Annotated in this window: 21 protein-coding genes and 1 pseudogene; 14 read left to right on the top strand and 8 right to left on the bottom strand. The window is 53.0% G+C overall.

Translation table 11 applies throughout. The features are described from left to right. Positions 1-404 precede the first annotated feature (404 nt). From DIJ65_RS06230 to fdhF, 5 genes and pseudogenes are all read right to left on the bottom strand, one after another. Complete coding sequence (locus tag DIJ65_RS06230) at positions 405-860, bottom strand: biotin/lipoyl-containing protein (protein ID WP_117299952.1); 456 nt, start codon at positions 858-860, stop codon at positions 405-407. A gap of 22 nt (positions 861-882) precedes the next feature. Next, positions 883-1,891 (bottom strand): annotated as a pseudogene (locus DIJ65_RS06225) (alpha-ketoacid dehydrogenase subunit beta). A 44-nt stretch (positions 1,892-1,935) separates the two neighbouring features. Then, a complete protein-coding gene (locus tag DIJ65_RS06220; protein ID WP_117300079.1) occupies positions 1,936-2,967 on the bottom strand; it encodes a thiamine pyrophosphate-dependent dehydrogenase E1 component subunit alpha in 1,032 nt (343 codons plus the stop codon). A 249-nt stretch (positions 2,968-3,216) separates the two neighbouring features. Beyond that, positions 3,217-3,699, bottom strand: a complete 483-nt coding sequence (locus DIJ65_RS06215) for a helical membrane plugin domain-containing protein (protein ID WP_117299954.1) — start codon at positions 3,697-3,699, stop codon at positions 3,217-3,219. 21 nt (positions 3,700-3,720) lie between these two features. Next, entirely contained in the window at positions 3,721-6,642 is a 2,922-nt protein-coding gene (fdhF, locus tag DIJ65_RS06210; RefSeq protein ID WP_117299956.1) for a formate dehydrogenase subunit alpha, read from the bottom strand. 290 nt (positions 6,643-6,932) lie between these two features. On the opposite strand from fdhF, the gene DIJ65_RS06205 reads away from it, so the two are divergent. From DIJ65_RS06205 to DIJ65_RS06170, 8 genes are all read left to right on the top strand, one after another. Beyond that, positions 6,933-7,316: a Na-translocating system protein MpsC family protein gene (locus DIJ65_RS06205; RefSeq protein ID WP_071151932.1), complete on the top strand. Its 384-nt coding sequence runs from the start codon at positions 6,933-6,935 to the stop codon at positions 7,314-7,316. Further along, entirely contained in the window at positions 7,303-8,109 is an 807-nt protein-coding gene (gene fdhD, locus DIJ65_RS06200; RefSeq protein ID WP_071151909.1) for a formate dehydrogenase accessory sulfurtransferase FdhD, read from the top strand. The genes DIJ65_RS06205 and fdhD overlap by 14 nt, the downstream gene beginning before the upstream one ends. A 257-nt stretch (positions 8,110-8,366) precedes the next feature. Beyond that, entirely contained in the window at positions 8,367-9,650 is a 1,284-nt protein-coding gene (locus DIJ65_RS06195) for an L-lactate MFS transporter (RefSeq protein ID WP_071151910.1), read from the top strand. Positions 9,651-9,819: 169 nt separating this feature from the next. Next, on the top strand, positions 9,820-10,602 hold the full coding sequence (gene modA / locus DIJ65_RS06190; RefSeq protein WP_071151911.1) for a molybdate ABC transporter substrate-binding protein: 783 nt from the start codon (positions 9,820-9,822) through the stop codon (positions 10,600-10,602). Further along, on the top strand, positions 10,599-11,282 hold the full coding sequence (gene modB / locus DIJ65_RS06185) for a molybdate ABC transporter permease subunit (protein WP_071151912.1): 684 nt from the start codon (positions 10,599-10,601) through the stop codon (positions 11,280-11,282). Before modA ends, modB begins: the two co-directional genes overlap by 4 nt. 8 nt (positions 11,283-11,290) lie before the next feature. Then, positions 11,291-11,977: an ATP-binding cassette domain-containing protein gene (locus DIJ65_RS06180; RefSeq protein ID WP_117300081.1), complete on the top strand. Its 687-nt coding sequence runs from the start codon at positions 11,291-11,293 to the stop codon at positions 11,975-11,977. Next, complete coding sequence (locus DIJ65_RS06175; RefSeq protein WP_071151914.1) at positions 11,943-12,962, top strand: ThiF family adenylyltransferase; 1,020 nt, start codon at positions 11,943-11,945, stop codon at positions 12,960-12,962. The genes DIJ65_RS06180 and DIJ65_RS06175 overlap by 35 nt, the downstream gene beginning before the upstream one ends. Positions 12,963-12,977: 15 nt before the next feature. Continuing rightward, on the top strand, positions 12,978-13,493 hold the full coding sequence (locus DIJ65_RS06170) for a MogA/MoaB family molybdenum cofactor biosynthesis protein (RefSeq protein WP_071151915.1): 516 nt from the start codon (positions 12,978-12,980) through the stop codon (positions 13,491-13,493). Here the strand turns inward: DIJ65_RS06170 and moaC are convergent. Next, entirely contained in the window at positions 13,478-13,966 is a 489-nt protein-coding gene (gene moaC, locus DIJ65_RS06165) for a cyclic pyranopterin monophosphate synthase MoaC (protein WP_117299958.1), read from the bottom strand. The genes DIJ65_RS06170 and moaC overlap by 16 nt on opposite strands. A 63-nt stretch (positions 13,967-14,029) precedes the next feature. On the opposite strand from moaC, the gene DIJ65_RS06160 reads away from it, so the two are divergent. The 6 genes from DIJ65_RS06160 to moaA are packed head-to-tail and all read left to right on the top strand — an operon-like array spanning position 14,030 to position 18,031. Continuing rightward, on the top strand, positions 14,030-15,274 hold the full coding sequence (locus DIJ65_RS06160; RefSeq protein WP_071151916.1) for a molybdopterin molybdotransferase MoeA: 1,245 nt from the start codon (positions 14,030-14,032) through the stop codon (positions 15,272-15,274). Beyond that, on the top strand, positions 15,262-15,774 hold the full coding sequence (gene mobB / locus DIJ65_RS06155) for a molybdopterin-guanine dinucleotide biosynthesis protein B (RefSeq protein WP_071151917.1): 513 nt from the start codon (positions 15,262-15,264) through the stop codon (positions 15,772-15,774). Before DIJ65_RS06160 ends, mobB begins: the two co-directional genes overlap by 13 nt. Beyond that, the gene (locus tag DIJ65_RS06150; RefSeq protein ID WP_071151918.1) at positions 15,771-16,211 is read left to right on the top strand and encodes a molybdenum cofactor biosynthesis protein MoaE; all 441 of its coding nucleotides are present in this window, start codon (positions 15,771-15,773) and stop codon (positions 16,209-16,211) included. The genes mobB and DIJ65_RS06150 overlap by 4 nt, the downstream gene beginning before the upstream one ends. Next, positions 16,208-16,441 (top strand): molybdopterin converting factor subunit 1, encoded by a 234-nt coding sequence (gene moaD, locus DIJ65_RS06145; protein ID WP_071151919.1) that lies wholly within the window; start codon positions 16,208-16,210, stop codon positions 16,439-16,441. The genes DIJ65_RS06150 and moaD overlap by 4 nt, the downstream gene beginning before the upstream one ends. After that, complete coding sequence (mobA, locus tag DIJ65_RS06140; RefSeq protein ID WP_071151920.1) at positions 16,438-17,046, top strand: molybdenum cofactor guanylyltransferase; 609 nt, start codon at positions 16,438-16,440, stop codon at positions 17,044-17,046. Before moaD ends, mobA begins: the two co-directional genes overlap by 4 nt. Further along, positions 17,015-18,031, top strand: a complete 1,017-nt coding sequence (gene moaA / locus DIJ65_RS06135) for a GTP 3',8-cyclase MoaA (RefSeq protein ID WP_071151921.1) — start codon at positions 17,015-17,017, stop codon at positions 18,029-18,031. The genes mobA and moaA overlap by 32 nt, the downstream gene beginning before the upstream one ends. A gap of 199 nt (positions 18,032-18,230) precedes the next feature. Here moaA and DIJ65_RS06130 read toward each other — a convergent pair whose 3' ends face one another. Together DIJ65_RS06130 and DIJ65_RS06125 are read right to left on the bottom strand one after the other, a co-directional pair. After that, complete coding sequence (locus DIJ65_RS06130) at positions 18,231-19,070, bottom strand: alpha/beta fold hydrolase (RefSeq protein ID WP_071151922.1); 840 nt, start codon at positions 19,068-19,070, stop codon at positions 18,231-18,233. Positions 19,071-19,085: 15 nt separating this feature from the next. Further along, entirely contained in the window at positions 19,086-19,925 is an 840-nt protein-coding gene (locus DIJ65_RS06125; protein ID WP_071151923.1) for a DUF4097 family beta strand repeat-containing protein, read from the bottom strand. Positions 19,926-19,939: the final 14 nt, after the last annotated feature.

Below are 19,939 nucleotides of genomic sequence, written 5' to 3'. Positions count from 1 at the left end.
CTATTAAATTCAAAGAAGAGTGGAAAAACAGCAGATTTTTCTTATTATCGCTTGATTTTAAAAGCCCCATTGGTTTTTCAGGATCCACACATGCGGGCAGAGAGCCCGTGCCCGTATTTCACTGGGCGAGGCTGGGGAGTTTGGTTGTTATAAAAAACGGTCCTTCTATAGTTAAGAAAACGCCGACGTCCGGGGAAAATAAGTCTCTGTGGCAAACACAATTCCAGCCATTCCACAGGAGCGGAATTTATGATTGATGGCGGCACGACCGCGAAGTTGTAAACCGGAGTGAGAAAGAGCCTTGCTGAGTAAGGAATAAGCAGGGAGAACAACTTATAATCCAACCGCAAACAACCGCCATTCCAAAAAGGAATGGCGGTTGTTTTTTTGTTTTATGAGTTTCCTTAAAGCCCCGCTTCATCCCGAATGTCTTCTTCGGTGATGCTGCCATTGGGCCCGGAGCCTTTCACCGTATCCAGGTTGACGCCGAGATCTTTTGCGAGCCTTCTGAGCCTCGGCGACACCCGGACGAAAGAGCCGGCCGGTTGGCCACCGGAAGCTGTTTCAGTGTCCGCCTTCCGGGACGGCGCTTCCTCCTGGGCAGCTGCCTGTTTGCCGGGCGTCCCGTCCGGATCGATTGTTACCAGAACGTCTCCAACTTTTGCAGATTCGCCTCGTTGGACCGCAATTTCCTGGATGGTGCCGCTGCTTTCGGCTGGTATTTCAGATACCGCTTTCTCCGTCTGGACTTCGACCAGGGGATCTCCCTTTTCGACAAAGTCGCCGACGGATACAAACCACAGCACCATTAAGCTTTCATCCACACCCTCGGCCAACTTCGGCAATCGGACTTTGATCATTCCACCACCTCCAGGTTCTTTGTTAAGCTTCGTCCATCATCTTTTTTACTTGGTCATAGATTTTATTCGGCCCCGGAATCACGAAGTCTTCCAGCACGCCGCTATACGGAATCGGCACATCCGGAATGGCCAGCCGGCGGATCGGCGCTTCCATTTCAAAGAAGGCTTCCTCTGCGACGATTGCCGAAATTTCCGCCGTCATGCCATAGGACAGGTAATCCTCATCGACCACGAGCAGGCGATGCGTTTTCTTGACGGATTCAATGATGGTGTCTTTGTCGATTGGCGCCAGTGACCGCAGATCGATCACTTCCGCCTCGATGCCGTCTTTCGTCTTTGGCCAGCCGTTCCGCCGCTTCGACGGCGTAATGCGTCATCATTTGAATGCCGACGATCGTCACGTCACGTCCTTCACGGACGACTTTTGCTTTATCGAGCGGCACGGTGTAGGATTCTTCCGGTACATTGGCGACGGCGGCATCCAGCTGCTCCATCCAGCCCAGCCCCTGAAGCGATTTATGGAACATGAACACGACCGGGTTGTCATCGCGGATCGCGGATACCATCATGCCTTTCAAATCATACGGATTGGATGGCGCCACGACTTTCATCCCCGGCATATGGGCAAATGTCGCATACAGCGTCTGGGAATGCTGGGCCGCATCCCGGTAACCGCCGCCGACCGCAGTCATGAGAACCATCGGCAGTTTGACATTGCCGCCAGACATGTACTGGATTTTCGCCATCTGGTTGCAAATCTGGTCCATGCAGACACCGAAAAAGTCGACGAACATCAACTCCGCAATCGGCCGCATCCCTTCAGCGGCGGCGCTTATGGCTGCCCCGATAAAGGCGGTTTCGGAAATGGGGGTATCCAGCACGCGCCCGGCCCCGAACTGGTCGATCAACCCTTGGGTGGAACCGAAGATTCCTCCGTATTTCCCGATGTCTTCTCCCAGCACAAATACATTGGTGTCCCTTTTCATTTCCTGCGCAATCGCTTCCGCCATCGCTTTATTGCCGGTTAGCATTCGTTTTTTTGCTGTTTCCACAATAGATCGGCTCCTTTGCTGTTTTATGAGTTGAAAACATCTTTCAGGGCGTCTTCCGGATTCGGGTAACTGCTGTCTCTGGCAAACTGGTAGGCTTCATCCACTTCTTGTTTTGCGCGGTTTTCCATCGCTTCCAGATCGTTTTCACTGACGCTCTCGGTTTCGGACAGCATCTTTTTCAGTTTCGCAATCGGATCTTTCTGGCGCAGACCGGGCACTTCCGCCGGATCCCGATATAATTCCGGGTCTCCCTGGAAATGGCCCAAATAGCGGTAGGTCTCGATTTCGATGATGGTCGGTCCCTGGCCGGTGCGTGCTCGGGCAATCGCTTCCTCGGCCGCTTTGTACATGGCAACGGGATCATTGTCTTTCACGTAAGCTCCGGCAATGCCATAGGCGGAAGCCCGCAAGTCATTCGATTCGACAGAAGTGGCCGACGATTTCGGCACCGAAATGCCGTAGGAATTGTCTTCCACAACCACGATGAGCGGTAAATTCCAGACCGCTGCAAGATTGAGCGATTCGTGGAAAGAACCGGCATTCGCCGCACCTTCCCCGATGAACGCCACAGCGACCGAGTCTTTGCCCTGCATCTTGCTGGTCATTGCCGCGCCGAGAGCATGGGGGATGCCGGCACCGACAATGCCACCGCACGAGAATTTCACTTCCGGATCAAACAGGTGCATGTGGCCCCCTTTGCCTTTGCCGAGACCGGTTTCCTTTCCGAAGATTTCCGCGGTCATCTTCTTCAGGTCAACCCCTTTGGCGATGGCGTTGTGATGCGGCCGGTGAGGAGCTGTAACTGTATCTTCTTTCGTCAAATGAACGCACATGCCGACTGCAGCGGGTTCCTGTCCGGTGGCCAAATGCATTTCTCCGGGCACAGCCCTGGCGCCGATGTTGAAGACAGGCGTTTTGCCTTCGGTATACGCTTCCACCATCTGGTCTTCGTAGTAGCGGATCTTCACCATCTGTTCATACATCCATTCCAGCTTTTCGACGGACACGGCGGGTTGCTTTTCCTCCTTTTCAATTGATTGACAACATGCATCCATTGACAGTTCGCGGCCTGAAACAACCATTAGCAACTACAGGATAACACCATTATCTTATTTATTGCAATATTCAGTTTATTTAATTGAATTTTATGTACAGGTGGACAGGAAGGGGGCTTCGGGCCGGAAAATCGCCCGAAGTTCCTTTCCAGAACCGCAAAAAGAAGGGCATCCCGCCGAAGCCGGATGCCCTTCTTTTTTCATGCAGTTATGACGTTCAGAAATGAGTTTCTACTATATTATAGTGCATTATTTATTGCCCAGACTTTTGCCCATGCCTTTCAGGAAATTCAGGCCGAATTTGATCGAGCGGTTGATATCCGGATCCCGGAGCGATTTCATCAGCCCGAAAATCCCGATTTTCTTGTCATTGGTGCGTTCCTTTTCGGCTTCTTTCAAGCCGTTGGCGGCACTCGCGGCCAGTTTCTCGGTCATGGCCGGGTCAATGGCGGTAAGCGCACCGGCCGCACTCATCATATTGTTGATGAGGTTGGTGATGGGTTCGCGGGTTGCCTGGTGGACGACGATTTCCGCGATGCCTTCTTTGGCTTTGACCATCGCGAGCACGGCGTCGAGGATGCCGGCGTCGTTCAGATCGCCTGTGATTTTCAATAATTTATTGAGCGCCTGGTCTTGTTCAGCCAGCAGGGATTCCAATTCATGCAGTTTGTTTTGCCGGATTTCATCGGGGCTCAACTGTTTTTTTGTCAGTTGTCTAATCGGACTCGCCATAGGACATCACCTTTCCACTGTTTAATCGGTCAAATGTACGTAACCTTCGCGCGCCCATTTCCGTTCGACTTCGATGCCGGTCGTAGGATTGCGTTTCTTGTCGCGCGGGTTGGAGCGCGGCAACGGGCGCTTGCCGTGTTCTTTCAAAACTTCCATCCGGACCTTCGTCTGCTTGTAGGCAGGGGTGTTGGTGCGCTGGTCGACAGCCGGTCCGGTCAGGAAGTTGATGGCCGTCTCTTTTTTGACCGAGTTCATCGGCAGGAACAATTCGTTGCCTTTGACTCTTCCAGTGACGATAACCGGCAATTTCAATGCGCCGTATGGCGACACGAGGCGAACGGTCGAACCGTCTTCGAGTCCGCGTTCAGCGGCCAAAGCAGGCGACACTTCCACAAACGTTTCCGGCAATTTCGATTGGATGCCCGATGATTTATTGGTCATATTGCCTTCATGGAAATGCTCCAGCAGGCGTCCGTTATTGATGTGCAGATCATATTCCTCTGGGAACACGACCGGTTCGATCCAGTTGGATAGCGCAAAGCGCGCTTTTTTGTCAGGGAAGTTAAAGCCGTCCACGTAGAGCAGTGGCGTGCTTTCGCCAGTCAGGCTGCCCCACAGGAAGCTGCTCCAGCCGCCCATTGAAGCGTAATTTGCCTGGCTGAATAGTGGTGATAAGCTGGCCATTTCCGCGAAGATCTCGCTTGGGTGGTTGTAATTCCAGCCGGCGCCGAGGCGGTTGGCGATTTCCTGGACGATCCACCAATCCGCTTTTGATTGGCCCAGTTCAGGCAATGCCTTGTAAAGACGCTGAACGCGTCTTTCGGTGTTCGTGAATGTGCCATCTTTTTCGAGTGAAGGAGCGGCAGGCAAGATAACATCCGCGTATTGAGCCGTACGGGAGAAGAAAATATCCTGTACCACGAAGAAGTCCAGTTGGGACAGGACTTCGTCCACATGGTTGGCGTTTGAATCTACAAGCGCCATATCTTCACCGACCACGTACATCGCTTTCATGATGCCTTCTTCGACAGCGCGCAGCATTTGGATATTGTCCATGCCCGGTGTGTCGTCGATTTTGACGCCGTACGCCGTTTCGAATTTTAAACGGGCGTTGTCGTCGGTTACGTGCTGGTAGCCTGGAAGCCATCCTGGAAGTGAGCCCATATCGCAGGCACCTTGTACGTTATTGTGGCCGCGGAGCGGATAAGCGCCAGCGCCTGGACGGCGGTAGTTGCCGGTTGCGAGCAATAAGTTGGAGATGGCAGCGGATGTATCCGAACCACCTGTGTTCTGTGTAACGCCCATTCCCCAAAGAATGCATGTGCCGTCAGCGTCGCGGATCGTTTCGGCAATGTTGACCAGTTGTTCTCTGGCAATGCCGGTCTGCTGTTCCGCATATTCCAATGTATATTGGTCCAGCACTTCGGTGAATTCGCCGAAGTGATTGACGTTTTCATCAATGAAGCGCTGATCGTGCCAGCCGTTGTCGATCATGTATTTCGTGACGGCCATCAGCCATACCTGGTCCGTTCCTTGTTTCGGAGTAATGAAGATGTCTGAGCGTTCAGCCATTTCGTTTTTACGCATATCGGCGACGATCAATTTCTGGCCGTGCAATTTATGTGCCCGTTTGACGCGAGTCGCGAGAACCGGATGCCCTTCAGCAGGGTTCGCACCCACAATGATGACGAGTCCGGCGCTTGCGATATCTTTGATCGTGCCGGCATCGCCACCCATGCCAACTGTGCGGAACAAGCCGTCGGTCGCAGGGGATTGGCAATAACGCGAGCAGTTGTCGACGTTATTCGATTGGAATACCTGGCGCGTCAATTTCTGGATGACGTAATTGTCTTCATTGGTAATTTTCGAAGAAGAAATGACGCCGATTGAATCTTTGCCGTAGCTGTCGTTGATGGTTTTGAATTTAGATGCAACAAGATCCAGTGCTTCTTCCCAAGTGGCTTCGACAAACTCGTCGCCTTTGCGGATGAGCGGCGTGGTGATGCGTTCTTCGCTGTTAACGAAGTCCCAGCCGAATTTTCCTTTAACGCAAGTGGAAATCTGATTCGCCGGCGCATCGGATACCGGCTGGATTTTAAGGATTTTGCGGTCTTTCGTCCATACTTCAAATGAGCAGCCGACGCCGCAGAACGTGCAGACAGTTTTTGTTTTCTTCGTGCGCGTTTCGCGCATTTTGGCTTCTGCATCGGAAATCGCGAGGATTCCGCTGTAGCCCGGTTCAACGTCTTTCACCAATTCGATGAGCGGTGTCATGACCGGTTCCGGAATCTTGGTCATAAAGCCGGCTTCACCCAGCATCGATGTTTCCATCAGCGCGTTGCACGGACAGGCCGTGACACATTGGCCGCAGCTGACGCAGGAAGAATCGTTGATTTTTGCGCCGCCGTCCCACAGGACAATCGGGCGGTCGCGGTTCCAGTCCATCGTCAGCGTTTCGTTTACCTGGAGATTCTGGCACACTTCGACGCACTGGCCGCAGGCGATGCACTGGTTCGGGTCATAGCGGTAGAAAGGGTTCGTCAAATCGACTTCGTCGACCGAACATTTCGGTTCGAACGGATATTTCTGGTGTTCGATTTCCATCATGTCGACGGTATTATGTATTTTGCAGTTGCCGTTGTTGTTGTCGCATACCGTACAGTACAGCAGGTGGTTCTCCAAAATTCGGTCCATCGCTTCAGTCTGCGCTTCTTTGGCGCGCGGAGAGGCCAGCTGGACATCCATGCCGGCAACGGCTTTTGTCGAACACGCGCGTTTCAGTTCGCCGTTCACTTCCATGATGCACGTATCGCAAGTTTCGATCGGGTCGACTTCCGGCATGTAGCAGATTTGCGGATGCAAAATCTTCAGTTCGTTGATCACCTGCAAAATCGTCTGTCCTTCTTTGAATTCATAAGCCGCGCCGTTGATGTTTATAGACATGCATATACCTCCTTGTGGGGCTGTTCCGTAATGGAGTGCCGGGTTAATTTTGGATAAAAAAATTCCACTATGAAAAAATACACTTGACAAGTGCACATGATTCATAGTGGAATAGTGTCTTAACAGGACATGCTAAAGTACCAATCCAATATTCTGCTGGGTGAAAGCGCTACCGCAATAAATACGGTGGTGCCTACATATGCTATTATTATAAACTAATGCATTGATGATGCACAATCAATTTATCAAATAATTACAAAAAATTTTTTTCGAAGGAGTAGAAGATGATCGTGTCCAAACAAATCCACGAGTTCAACGATATCATCCGCAAACTCCGGAAAAACCTTTTTGGCAAAGGGCCGGAGCGCATCCATACGGTTTTCATCAACGACATGGCCGTTACAACTTTACACGGAAACTTGAGCCCTTCGGAAGAATTTATCGCCCGCACACCGCAGGGCAGAGAGATGGTACATGCCGCGCGCACGCGGATGATCCAAAGCGTATACGCCGAAGCAGCTCCGTGCGGCATGGAGGAATTGGTCGGCGCGAAGTTTGTCCACCTGTTCTCGGACATCAAAGTGGAGGATGACATTGCGGTGTCGGTCTTTCTTTTCGACCGTCCCATCGACCAGCAACCTGAAGAGGGAGTGAAAGCAGATGGAGCAAGATAAGAAGCGCATCATCCAGCGCTATGAAAAGGGAGCATTCACCGAAAAAGAGGACCGGGTCGTGGTCGAACAGCCGCTGACCATCAAGATCAACGGCAAGGAATTCATCACCATTGTCTGTTCGCCGGAGTACGTGGAAGAAATGGCCATCGGTTTTTTGGCTTCGGAACGGATCATCCCGAATTACAAAGACATCGAGGAAATCCGGGTCGATGAAAAGAGTGGGACGGTTCACATCACGGCCGCCAAAGTGTACCCGTTTTTTGAGCAGCTGCAGAACAAACGCTTTATCAGTTCGTGCTGCGGCATGAGCCGGCAGGGATTTGTCTTTGCGCACGATGCGATGATTACGAAGAAAATGGACAGCACGCGCGTGACGCTGACGCCGGAGAATTGTTTCCGCCTGATGGGACAGCTGGCGGACTCCGCCGAAATGTTCAGGCAGACTGGCGGGGTCCACAACGCGGCGCTTTGCGATGCGGACGGCATCATCGTATCCCGCATGGATATCGGCCGGCACAACGCCCTCGACAAAATTTACGGACATTGCCTGATGAACGACATCCCTGTGGCCGACAAGGTCATCGTCTTCAGCGGCCGCATCTCTTCTGAAATTTTGCTGAAAGTCGCCAAAATCGGCTGCGAAATCGTGCTGTCGAAATCGGCACCGACCGAGCTTGCGCTGACCCTTGCCGAAGAACTCGGCATCACGGCAGTCGGCTTTATCCGTGGCCAATCCTTCAATGTCTACACCAACCCCCAGCGTATCGTCGGCACCCAGCATCAATTTTTGTGAAAAAAAAAATGGTGACAAATAAAAATCGGGGTGCTATGATGCTAAAAGTCTTAATATTTTGAAATATTAGCATCCCGGATTTCCTGTTTGGAGTTTTCTTCCAAACACTTTCGGCAAGCATAAAAGTAAGCGTTTCCTCCGGCCCGCAGCGGGTCCGCGTGAAAGACGGCAACATGATCCCGACAAGCGAAAACCAATGAATTGGATTTTCTGAATTCATTTTACATAAAAAAAGAATAGCAGGAGGAAAGCAAAACATGAAAAAGAAACCGAAGAACAGATGGCTCATCGCATTGTCCGCCGTCGGGATCCACATTTCCATTGGTTCCGTCTACGCCTGGAGTAACTTCACCAACCCGTTGATCGATCAATTCGGCTGGTCCACAAGCCAGGTTCAGCTTACTTTCAGCATCGCAATTTTATTTTTGGGATTATCCGCTGCTTTCTTTGGCAGTTTCGTTGAAAAGTATGGTCCGCGGAAAGCCGGACTGGTCGCCGCTATCTGTTTCGGGACCGGTATTATCGGTTCCGGGTTTGCAGTAGGCCTCTCGTCCTTGCCGCTGCTGTATGTTTTTTATGGCGCGCTTGGGGGAATCGGGCTCGGTATCGGCTATATCGCACCGGTTTCAACCTTGGTTAAATGGTTTCCTGACCGCCGGGGCCTTGCCACCGGCCTGGCCATCATGGGCTTCGGTTTTGCCGCTGCAATCAGCAGCCCGATCATGGAAGTGCTGATCACTTCGGTCGGTATCGAAAACACGTTCTATATTCTGGGTGCATCTTATCTGGCGATCATGGCACTGTCTTCTCTATACCTTGAAAAACCGCCGGAAGGCTGGATGCCTGCCGGCTATCAAGAAAAACTCGACACCGGAAAAGTTCAGCGCAAAACGGATTTGTCAGAACTGACAGCAAACGAAGCTGTGAAAACGAAACGCTTTTACTACTTATGGGCCATGCTGTTCATCAACGTCACCTGCGGCATTGCCATTCTTTCGGCAGCGAAACCTCTCGCAATCGACAGCATCGGCATGACGACTGTCCAGGCAGCGGCTTTGGTCGGCGTACTCGGAATCTTTAACGGACTTGGCCGCTTGGGCTGGGCATCGATTTCCGATTATATCGGACGCCCGAACACGTACACGGCATTCTTCGTTATCCAAATCGCGTTGTTTGCGTTACTGCCATTTACATCAAATGCCTTGCTGTTCCAAGTTATGCTGGCAGTGGTCTACACGTGCTACGGCGGTGGATTCGCTTCGATTCCGGCCTATATTGCGGATATCTTCGGCACGAAACAGCTGGGCGCGATCCATGGTTACATCTTGACGGCCTGGGCTGCAGCCGGTCTTGCGGGTCCGATGTTTGCGGCTTACATGAAAGACCAGACGGGCAGTTACGAAGGAAGCCTGCTGTTCTTCGCCGGCCTGTTCGTCATCGCTCTGATCATTTCCCTGGTCATCCGAGTGGATATCAAACGAATCCGCTCGCTCACGAAAACCGCTTCGGTCAAACCCGTCAACAAAGTGGTCAGTGAATAAAATTCAATAACCCTTCGGCCGTGGAATCTTCGGATTTTACGGCTGATTTTTATTGTTTTGTCAAATTTTCTGTAAAGTTTTCTGGCTTTCTTGAATGTTATTGGCGTAGAATGACAATATTGCTAGGAATTAGAGATATAAATCTGGGGTCGGTGGAGGAAGTTGCGTTATGCGATTAATAAATAAACTGCTTGTTTTGGCTTTTGCCGCGGGAATCTTGGGCGGCTGCACAGCCAATCCATCGGCAGAACAAGAAATCTTGATGGTGTCGGCGGCTTCGAGTTTGTCCGGGGTAGTGGAAGAGCTGACCGCCGGATTCAACGAGGACAATCCGGCGGTAGAGATTGTTGCGAATTACGGTTCGTCCAGCAAATTGCGGAACCAAATCGAAAACGGTGCGCCGGCGGATGTCTTCCTGTCGGCAAGCACTGAAGATATGGAAACGCTGGTGGAAAAAGGCTTGGCCACGAAAGACAGCGTTGCGCCGTTCGCCCGAAATGGCCTGCTCATTGCCGCCTCTTCCGACATCGAAGAAGGCGCGGAAGTGGAAGCGGTGCTGTCATCGGTTGATGGCACAGTGGCCATCGCGGAACCTGCCAGCGTGCCGCTCGGCGGCTATTCCAAAAGGTCCCTGGAAGCGCTGGATATTTGGCAGTCGTTGGAAGGGAAGCTCATTTACGCCAAAGATGCGCGCCAGGTCGTGACGTACCTGGAAAGCGGCAACGCAAAAGCCGGCATCATTTATGCATCGGACGCGAAGTTGTCCGCGGAAGTGGCGGACATGAGCATGATGCCGCTCGGAAGCGAAGAAATCTTATACCCGGCCGCGATGGTGGCCGCATCCAGTCAGCAGGAGCATGCAGATAAGTTCCTGTCCTATATCTTGTCGGAAGAGGGCCAACAGATCATTGCGGATTTCGGTTTTATGCCGATTGAAGGCAAAAAGCCATGATGCCGTACGATTTGTCTCCGTTATTCCTGTCGTTGAAAGTGGCCACAATAGCCACAGTTTGCGTGTTTATTGTCAGCATAGCGCTCGCGCGGCTGATGGTCCGGAAAGATTTTTTTGGCAAAAGTTTCGTCGATGCACTGATCCTGCTGCCGCTTGTGTTGCCGCCGACGGTGATCGGTTTTGCGCTCATCGTGCTGTTCGGTGTCAACGGGCCGCTTGGCATCCTGCTGGAGAACCTCTTCGGCTTCCGGGTGGTCTTTACCTGGGTCGGCGCGGCCATTGCATCGTTTGTGGTGTCGCTGCCGCTCATGTACCAAAGCGCACTCGCGGCATTTGAAAAAGTGGATCCGCGCTGGGAAAATGTCGGCCGCACGATGGGCGTTTCCGAATGGAAGATATTCAGGACGGTGACATTTCCGCTGGCGTGGCCGGGCATTCTGGCTGGTGTGATTTTGGCCTTTGCCCGGGCCATCGGCGAGTTCGGCGCGACACTGATGATCGCCGGCTACATACCGGGTTTGACCGAAACCATACCGCTGGCGATCTATTTCGCGTATGAAGCGGGACAGATGGACAAAGCCATTTTCTGGGTCGTCATCATTTCGGCGCTGGGCGTCGCGGCGATCAGCTGGGTCAATTATTGGCGCAGGAAAAATGCTATCCGCATCGGAAGGGAATGACTGCTGGCATGCTTACTGTGAATTTCAGAAAAAAGCTGGATCATTTTGAACTGGCCATGGAGTTTTCGATGAAAGATGAAATCATCGCATTGATCGGGCCCTCGGGTTCCGGCAAGACGACGCTGCTCAATTGCATCGCGGGCATTGCACAGCCGGATGCCGGAAGCATTGCGTTGAACGGGGCAGTTTTTTACGAAGAGGGACAAAAACCGTTGAAAATCCAGAAAAGAAAGACCGGCTACCTGTTTCAGGACTATGCCTTGTTTCCGCATCTGTCGGTCGAGGAAAATATATTGTACGGCACCAAAAAAGGCGATGATTTGACGCACATCACGGAGCTGTCGAAGCTGCTCGGCATTGCAGGGTTGCTGGATAAATACCCGCACCAGATTTCAGGCGGCGAAAAGCAGCGGGTCGCACTGGCCAGGGCGCTGGCGGCAAAACCCGATATCCTGCTGCTGGACGAACCATTTTCCGCTTTGGACGATGACACCCGCGCCCTGTGCCAGCAACAACTGCAAAAAATCCACGAGCGCTGGAAAATTCCGGTGATTTTTGTGACCCATTTGAAAGCGGATGCGGAAAAACTCGCAGACCGCATCCTCAAAGTGGACCGGGGGCAGATGACAGAACAGCGATTGACGGAAAGAGGTGGACAGTTTGGAAGACAGATACTCGAGGCAGACCCTATTTAAACCGATCGGAGCTTCAGGCCAGACGTCCATTCAGGAGGCCGTCATCACGATTATCGGCTGCGGCGCACTGGGTTCGGCCATTGCGGAATCCATGGCACGTGCCGGCGTCGGTGAAATCCACCTCGTGGACCGCGATTACGTGGAGTTTTCCAATTTACAGCGCCAACAGCTTTTTACAGAAGTGGATGCGGCGGCGATGACGCCGAAAGTGGTGGCTGCGGAAAAGCGGCTGAAGGCGATTCGGACACATTTGAAACTCCATACATATCTGGAAAATTTAGGCGCGGATCTGATGGAAAAACTCATAAAAAAAAGCACCCTTGTCATGGATGCCACGGATAATTTCGAAACGCGGCTGCTGATCAACGATGCCAGCGTGAAGTACGGTGTGCCGTGGATCTACGGGGCGTGCGTCGGCAGTTCCGGAGCCGTCTTCCCGTTTGTACCGGGTAAAGGTTCCTGTTTCCGCTGCCTGGTGCCGGTGCTGCCTGCGGTCAATGAAACCTGTGACACGGTGGGCATCATTTCGCCGGCCGTCCAGATAACAGCTGCCCTGCAATGCGCCGAAGCGATGAAATGGCTGAGCGGCAACGAACAGGCGATGCGGAAAAAAGTGCATTATTTCAATGTATGGGACAACTCCCAATACGACATCGGCATCGCTCGCATCAAAAATGCGCAATGCGAAACATGCGGTGAAAACCCGGCATTCCCGTCACTCATGCGGAGTTCGGAAGGCTTGTACGCGGTGTTATGCGGCAGGGAAGCGGTCCAGATTTTGCCGGATCCAACGCGCACCATCACACTCGATGACGCGGAATTTGCAGCCAACAGAATGGGTGCGGAAGTCAAACGCACCCCTTATTTTGTGCAACTGCGCGCACTTGGTTACCGGATGGTGTTTTTCGGCGATGGCCGCATGATCATCCACGGCATCCGCAATGCAGCGGATGGCCGGAAAATATATCATCAACTGTTCGGCTAAAAAGGAGGTTCCACCATGTCACAAGTTTTTCATTCTACAGGGCCGATTTCCATCGCGATTCTGACCGTCAGCGACACACGGGATCAGCGGACAGACGAAAGTGGGCAGCTGATCCGGAAATTGGCACAGGAAAAAGACCTCGAAATCGAGGCCTATGAAATCGTCAGGGATGATGCCGCTGAAATCCGGCAAGCCGTTGGGCGTCTGCTGGAAAATGAATCCGTGGACGCCGTCATTACAACAGGGGGCACCGGCATTGCCAAACGGGATGTCACACTCGAAGCGGTGGCGCCTTTATTCGAAAAAGAACTTGCCGGTTTTGGCGAACTTTTCCGTTTCCTCAGCTACACGGAAGACGTCGGCTCGAGAGCGCTGTTAAGCCGCGCCACCGCTGGAACGATCGGCACTAAAGCGCTGTTCGTGCTGCCAGGGTCCCGCGGTGCGGTGCGCCTGGCAATGGATAAGCTCATTTTGCCGGAACTCCGCCATATTGTCTTTGAGTTGACCAAGCATCTTCAGCCGCGGGAATAATCGCCGGATTTGCCGCCGCTTTTTTGCAGCAGTATCGTCGGTCCAATAACCATTTCTTTGCCGGCCGCTTTGCACATGTCGTAAATGGTCAGCGCGGTGGCCGAAGCAGCCGTCAACGCTTCCATCTCGACACCGGTCGGGCCGGTCGTTTTGACGGTGGTGGTCAACCGGACTTCGTAATGGTTTCGGTCTTCATCAACATTCCATTCGAAAGCGATATCCACGCCGCTGAGTGCGAGAGGATGGCACATCGGAATGATTTGGGCAGTGTTTTTCGCTGCCATGATGCCTGCAACTTGGGCGACTGCAAACACATCCCCTTTTTTATTCGCCCCGTCTTTGATTTGGCTGTAAATGTCTTTGTTCACGATAACGGAAGTTTGTGCGCGGGCGATGCGGACGGTTTCAGCCTTATCGGAAACATCGACCATTTTTGCGCGGCCCTGCGTATTGAAATGCGTTAGTTCACTCACGTAAATCACCCTTTTCACATATAATGATGAAAGTATAACACGGATTATAAGGAGTTGGAGCCAGTGGTGGAAAAACGAACCCCTATGCAAGTAAAAGACGCGGTTGCCGCCGTGCTGCAGCATGCCGGCTCACTCGCTTCCGAGAAAGTGCCATTAGAAGACAGTTACGGCCGGATTCTGGCGGAGCCTTTGACTGCGACGTCGGCCGTACCGCCATTCGACCGCTCGCCTTATGACGGCTATGCCATCCGTTCCGCCGACAGTGCCGGCGCATCCGGCACATCGCGCGTCACATTCCGGGTCATCGACCATATCGGCGCCGGCGAAGTTTCGCACAAAAGGCTGAATGCTTTTGAAGCCATCCGCATCATGACGGGGGCCCAATTACCCGAGGGTGCGGACGCGGTCGTGATGTTTGAGCAAACGGTCGAAGAAGGCGACACGTTTACGCTGCGCAAACCGTTTGAAAAACTGGAAAACGTATCGTTGCAAGGCGAGGACGTGGCAAAGGACGAAGTGGTCATTGAGAGCGGCAATGTGATCAACCCCGGGACAATCGCCCTGTTGGCGACGTTCGGTTACTCACAGCCGACCGTGGCGAAACTGCCGACCGTCGGCATTCTGTCGACCGGCACCGAGCTGCTCGGCGTCGAAGACGCACTCGAACCCGGCAAAATACGCAACAGCAACGGACCGATGATCATGGCGCAGCTCAAGCGCATGGGCATTGCCTGTAAAATGTATGGCATGTCGATCGACAACCTGGAAGAAAGTTATCAGGCGGTTAAGAAAGCGGCACAGGAAACCGATTGCCTCATCACAACCGGCGGCGTTTCGGTCGGCGATTTCGATTTTCTGCCGGCGATTTACGAACGCTTGGGCGCGAAAGTACTGTTCAATAAAGTCGCCATGCGTCCGGGCAGTGTCACAACGGTCGCCGTGGCAGACGGCCGTTTCCTGTTCGGTCTGTCCGGCAATCCATCCGCCTGCTTTACCGGATTTGAATTATTCGTACGCCCGGCATTGCTCCAAATGATGGGGGCACAAAAACCATTCGTGCCGCATACGACGGCGTTGCTCGCGGAAGATTTTGAAAAAGCCAATCCCTTCACGCGCTTCATCCGCGCGGTCTACGACGGCGAAGAAGTTCGTCCGGCTGGTTTCAATAAATCGAATGCTGTATCATCTATCGCACGAGGAAATGCATTGATCGTCCTGCCGGGCGGCAGCCGGGGTTTTCAAAAGGGTGACCGCGTCGATGTCCTGCTGCTCGGTGTAGAAGAAGGTGCCGCCAAGTGGATGAATTGAAGATCCTGCAGGTCGTCGGCTTTAAGGGCAGCGGCAAAACGACGCTGATGCTGGAGCTGATCCGTCAGGCGGCGGCAAGCGGCAAACGGGTCGCAGCCGTCAAGCATCACGGCCATGCCGGTGCACTCGACATGCCGCCGGCAACAACGGACAGTATGCGCTTTTTCAATGGCGGTGCTGAATCCGCTATTGTCTACGGTGGCGGGGCCATTCAGCAGCATGTCCGAAAAGAAGAGGCGGCTGTCGAAGAACTGGTCGCCATGGCTGCAAAAAATGGTCCTGATTTTATCTTTATCGAAGGGTTCAAAGAAGCACCTTATGAAAAAATAGTACTGCTCCGATCGCTCGGCGATTGGGAGGAATTGAAATCGCTCAGCCGGATCGCACTCGTCGTTTCGCACGAAGGTGTGGACGTCGACGCCAGCGCTGTGATCGCCCGAAACGAAACGGACCGCATCACGCAATGGTTTGCGGATTGGCTGGAAAGGAACTCGCCATGAAAACATTTGAAATTGTGACACATGCAATCGATCCGCAGCATTATGCGGACATGGTCCTGCGGCCGGAAGCGGGAGCAGTGACCTTGTTTACCGGGCATGTGCGTGAATGGACAAAAGGCGTCCGGACGCTGTACCTGGCATACGAGGCCTATGTCCCGATGGCGGAAAAGAAACTGGCGCAGATCGGCGCGGAAATTGAAGAGCGCTGGCCCGGTGCCCAAACGGCGATTGCCCACCGTATCGGCGAATTGGCCATCAGCGACATCGCGGTCGTGATTGCCGTGTCATCGCCCCACCGGAAAGCGGCTTATGAGGCGAACGAATACGCCATTGAACGCATCAAGGAAATCGTGCCGATCTGGAAAAAGGAAATATGGGAAGACGGCGAAGAATGGATCGGTGACCAGAAGAAAAAGCCGGAAGGAGACGGGGTATGATTACTGTGCATTATTTTGCGGGATTAAAAGAAGTGACAGGCGTTTCCCAGGAACAGGCGAATCTGTCGGGTTATACCGTTCAACAGCTGGCGCAATGGGCTGCGGAGAAATATCCCGGCATTGACGCGGGTGCTGCACGCATTGCGGTCAATGAAGAATATGCGTTGCCGGAAGACCGGCTGCAACCGGGTGACGTTGCCGCATTCATCCCGCCGGTCAGCGGAGGATGAAAGAAACAGTCGGTATTTTGCTCGCGGGCGGCTTGTCCCGGCGCTTCGGCTCGCCGAAAGCTTTCGCTGAACTGGATGGCAAAGCGTTTTACGAATATGCCTACGATGCATTGGCAGCGGTATGTGAGCATGTCGTCGTCATCACGAGACCGGAATTGAAGGGGCGCTTTCCGCAAACTTTGGATGTCATCAGCGACAGCCAAAAGTTTGCGGGTCTTGGCCCACTTGCCGGCATCTACACGGCCATGGCTGAACGTCCGGCGCGGCAGTATCTGGTCCTGCCGTGCGACATGCCGTTCATCGGGGCTGCGGAAACTTCGGCGCTGATGCAAGCGGCTTCACCCGGCGTGGATATCACCGCCATTCGGACGGACGATCACGACATTCCGTTATTCAGTCTGTGGAATGGACGCATTTTGGATCGTTTGGAACAGGAATTGGACGAGGAACAGTTGCGGGTCATGGTATTCATGGCGAAGGTGGAGACCGAATGGCTGGACAGCTCAGCAGTCGGGGAGACAGACGCTTTTCGCAACATCAACAAACCGGGTTTTTTGAAAGGAGCCGATGAACATGGCAGTGACACCAGTACAGGACCGATTTGAACGGCCTATCCGCGATTTACGCATCTCGGTGACGGACCGCTGCAATTTCCGCTGCTCCTATTGCATGCCGAAAGAAGTGTTTGGCGATGATTATGCGTTTTTGCCGAAAGAGGAATTATTGTCGTTTGAAGAAATCCATCGACTCACGGCCGTGTTCGCGGCAATGGGCGTTAAAAAGATCCGCTTGACTGGGGGCGAACCATTGATGCGCCGCGGCCTTCCGGATTTGGTGCGAATGATCCTTTCTGTGGAGGGAATCGAGGACATCGGCTTGACAACGAACGGCCTGTTTCTCGGGGCCCACGCTGAAAACCTTTACGCGGCTGGGCTTCGACGTCTGAACATCAGCCTGGATGCGCTCGACCCGGAGCTTTTCGGTCAACTGAACGGCCGGGGCGTCAAGCCGGATCCGATCCTCAAGCAAATCGATCGCGCCCAGCAAATCGGCTTTGATGTCAAGGTCAATATGGTCGTGCAAAAAGGGGTCAATGAAAGTGAAATCCTGCCGATGGCAGCCTATTTCAAGGAGCGTGGCATCACACTGCGTTTCATCGAATTCATGGACGTTGGCAACGACAACGGCTGGAGCTTCAAAAAAGTCGTCACGAAAAAAGAGATTCTGGAAATGCTGCAGGCGGAGTACGATCTCGAACCGGTCGATGAAGATTATTACGGGGAAGTGGCGAAGCGCTACCGCTTCAAAGGCAGTGACGCGCAAGTCGGCTTTATCACATCTGTATCGGAATCCTTCTGTTCGACATGCACCCGCGCCCGGCTATCATCGGACGGCAAATTCTATACGTGCCTGTTCGCTGATTCCGGATTCGATATCCGGGAATTGCTGCGTACGGGATTGGACGACGCTGAATTATTCCGCAAAATCAGCGCGGTCTGGCAGCGCCGCGACGACCGCTATTCAGATGAACGTACCGAACTGACAGCCAAAAACCGCAACAAGATCGGCATGTCGTATATCGGCGGCTGATTGAAATTATTCTGCGAAACTAAAAGGCAGGCAAGAGCCGTTATCAAACGGTCTCTTGCCTGCCTTTTGATTGGCGAATTCAAATGGGAGCCTATAAGGGAAAGATGGAAATGGCTGAGAACACTGGATGCAAAAGCGACACGCTCAAATACAAAAACGAACCGCCATTCCGAAGCAGGGACGGTGCTTAGTTTCGATTTTATTCGTATTCGAATTTTGCTGAATCCGGCCCCATCCTGACCTCGTCGATAAAAGAGGTGATTTCTTTTGCGACATTTTTGGCGTCTTCCCAGTACAGCATATGGCCAAGTTGCGGAAAAATGGTGAGGCGGGCATCTGTGATGGCGCCGGCCAGCTTTTCCTGATCTTCGGGTGAGGCAATGGTGTCCCGACCGCCGCACACAATAAGCGAGGAAGCTTTTACATTGATGAGAGGGCCTGGGAATTTCTCTTTCACCACCGCTTCGCTGGTTTCTCTCCAGACACGGGCCGGCACTTTTTGCGATTCGCTGAACATCCTCTCCAGGAAATCTGGAGGCACAGGTTTGGTGAAAAGGTTTTCGGTGAAATTTTTGATGAACGCCGGGCTGACCGGATCGGTTAAGCGGGATAAAGTGGATTTTTGCGTTTTCACGATGTCCGGTTTGTCGCCGAGCGCGGAAGGGGCACCCATCAGGATGAGCCCCAGAACACGCTCCGGGTGGTGTGCCGCGAAACTTCTGGCGGCAAAACCGCCGCTCGAAGCGCCCAGGATGAAGGCTTTCGGGATGGCCGCAGCCTCCATAAACAGGAGCAAATCCGCTTCGAAGTCCTGGGTCCTGTATGAAGCTTCAGGAGCATCGATGCCGTCGTGGCCCCGCTGGGTATAAGCGGTAGCGCGGATCCGGTCGGGAAAATGCGGCAACAAAAGTTCGAACGTCCGACAGGTGTCGCCGAGGCCGTGCAGCAATATGAGCGGGATGCCGGGCGCATCACCTGCTTCAATATATGAAAACGTCCGGCTATCGGGCAATTGCATTCTTTTGATTTTCAACCCCACTGAAGTCCACCCCTCTCAGTCCACCTCTATGCGGCCGTTATTCGAAACGAGATTGATCAGCACTTCGCCGTTGCCGAAACTGACCTGTTCGGAATCTTGTCCATATACATCAATGCTCCCCAAATCGACGCGTGACTCGATGCGGGCGTTCGTTGGTTCGTTTTCGGTTTGGATTTCAATATGTCCATTGTTCGTTTCAAAATCGACAGGGAAATCGAGCGTGTCCACAATCAACTCGATCTGTCCGTTGTTGGCCTTCGCCTGCAAATCCCCCGATACATCCGTAAATATGATCCGGCCGTTGGAAGCGCGGACTGCAATGTCGGCTTCCATATCGGTCAGCTCAATGCGGCCATTGGCAGTTTCGACACTGAGCGTTTCGCTGTCGACCGCTTCCAGTTCGATGCGGCCATTATTCGCTTCGAGCATCACGTCATCGGCACTGATGCCGTTCGCCTGAATGGCGCCATTCGTGCTGTCTGCAGTGAGCGACGACACTCCGTCTGCCGGGACAAAGACTTGCAGTGTGGAAGAGCGGTTAAGGCCGAAATTGAAAAATGGGGACCGTTCTTCCACTTCCACAATCAGCCGTCCTCCTGATACATTAGTCTCCAGCGTGTAATCATCGTTATTTCCTGAAAGCACAACGCGGGAATTTTCATCCTCGCTTGGCAGAAAATCCACCCGGGAATTATCCACCCGGATTTCCATCTCGCGGACCTCCGCGTCAAAAGTTTTTTCCTCCAATACGTCCTGCTGCTCCGGATCCGAACTGTAGATGGCGTAAAAAATAGCGATAACACCGATGACGGTCAGGGCGGTTAAGATGATTAACACCCTCACAAACGTTTTCATAACTGGATTCTCCT

The sequence above is a fragment of the Planococcus salinarum genome (assembly GCF_007004625.1).
GTDB lineage: Bacteria > Bacillota > Bacilli > Bacillales_A > Planococcaceae > Planococcus > Planococcus salinarum.
The sequence above is the reverse complement of the archived record's forward strand: the minus strand, read 5'-3'. Positions and strand labels throughout refer to the sequence as shown.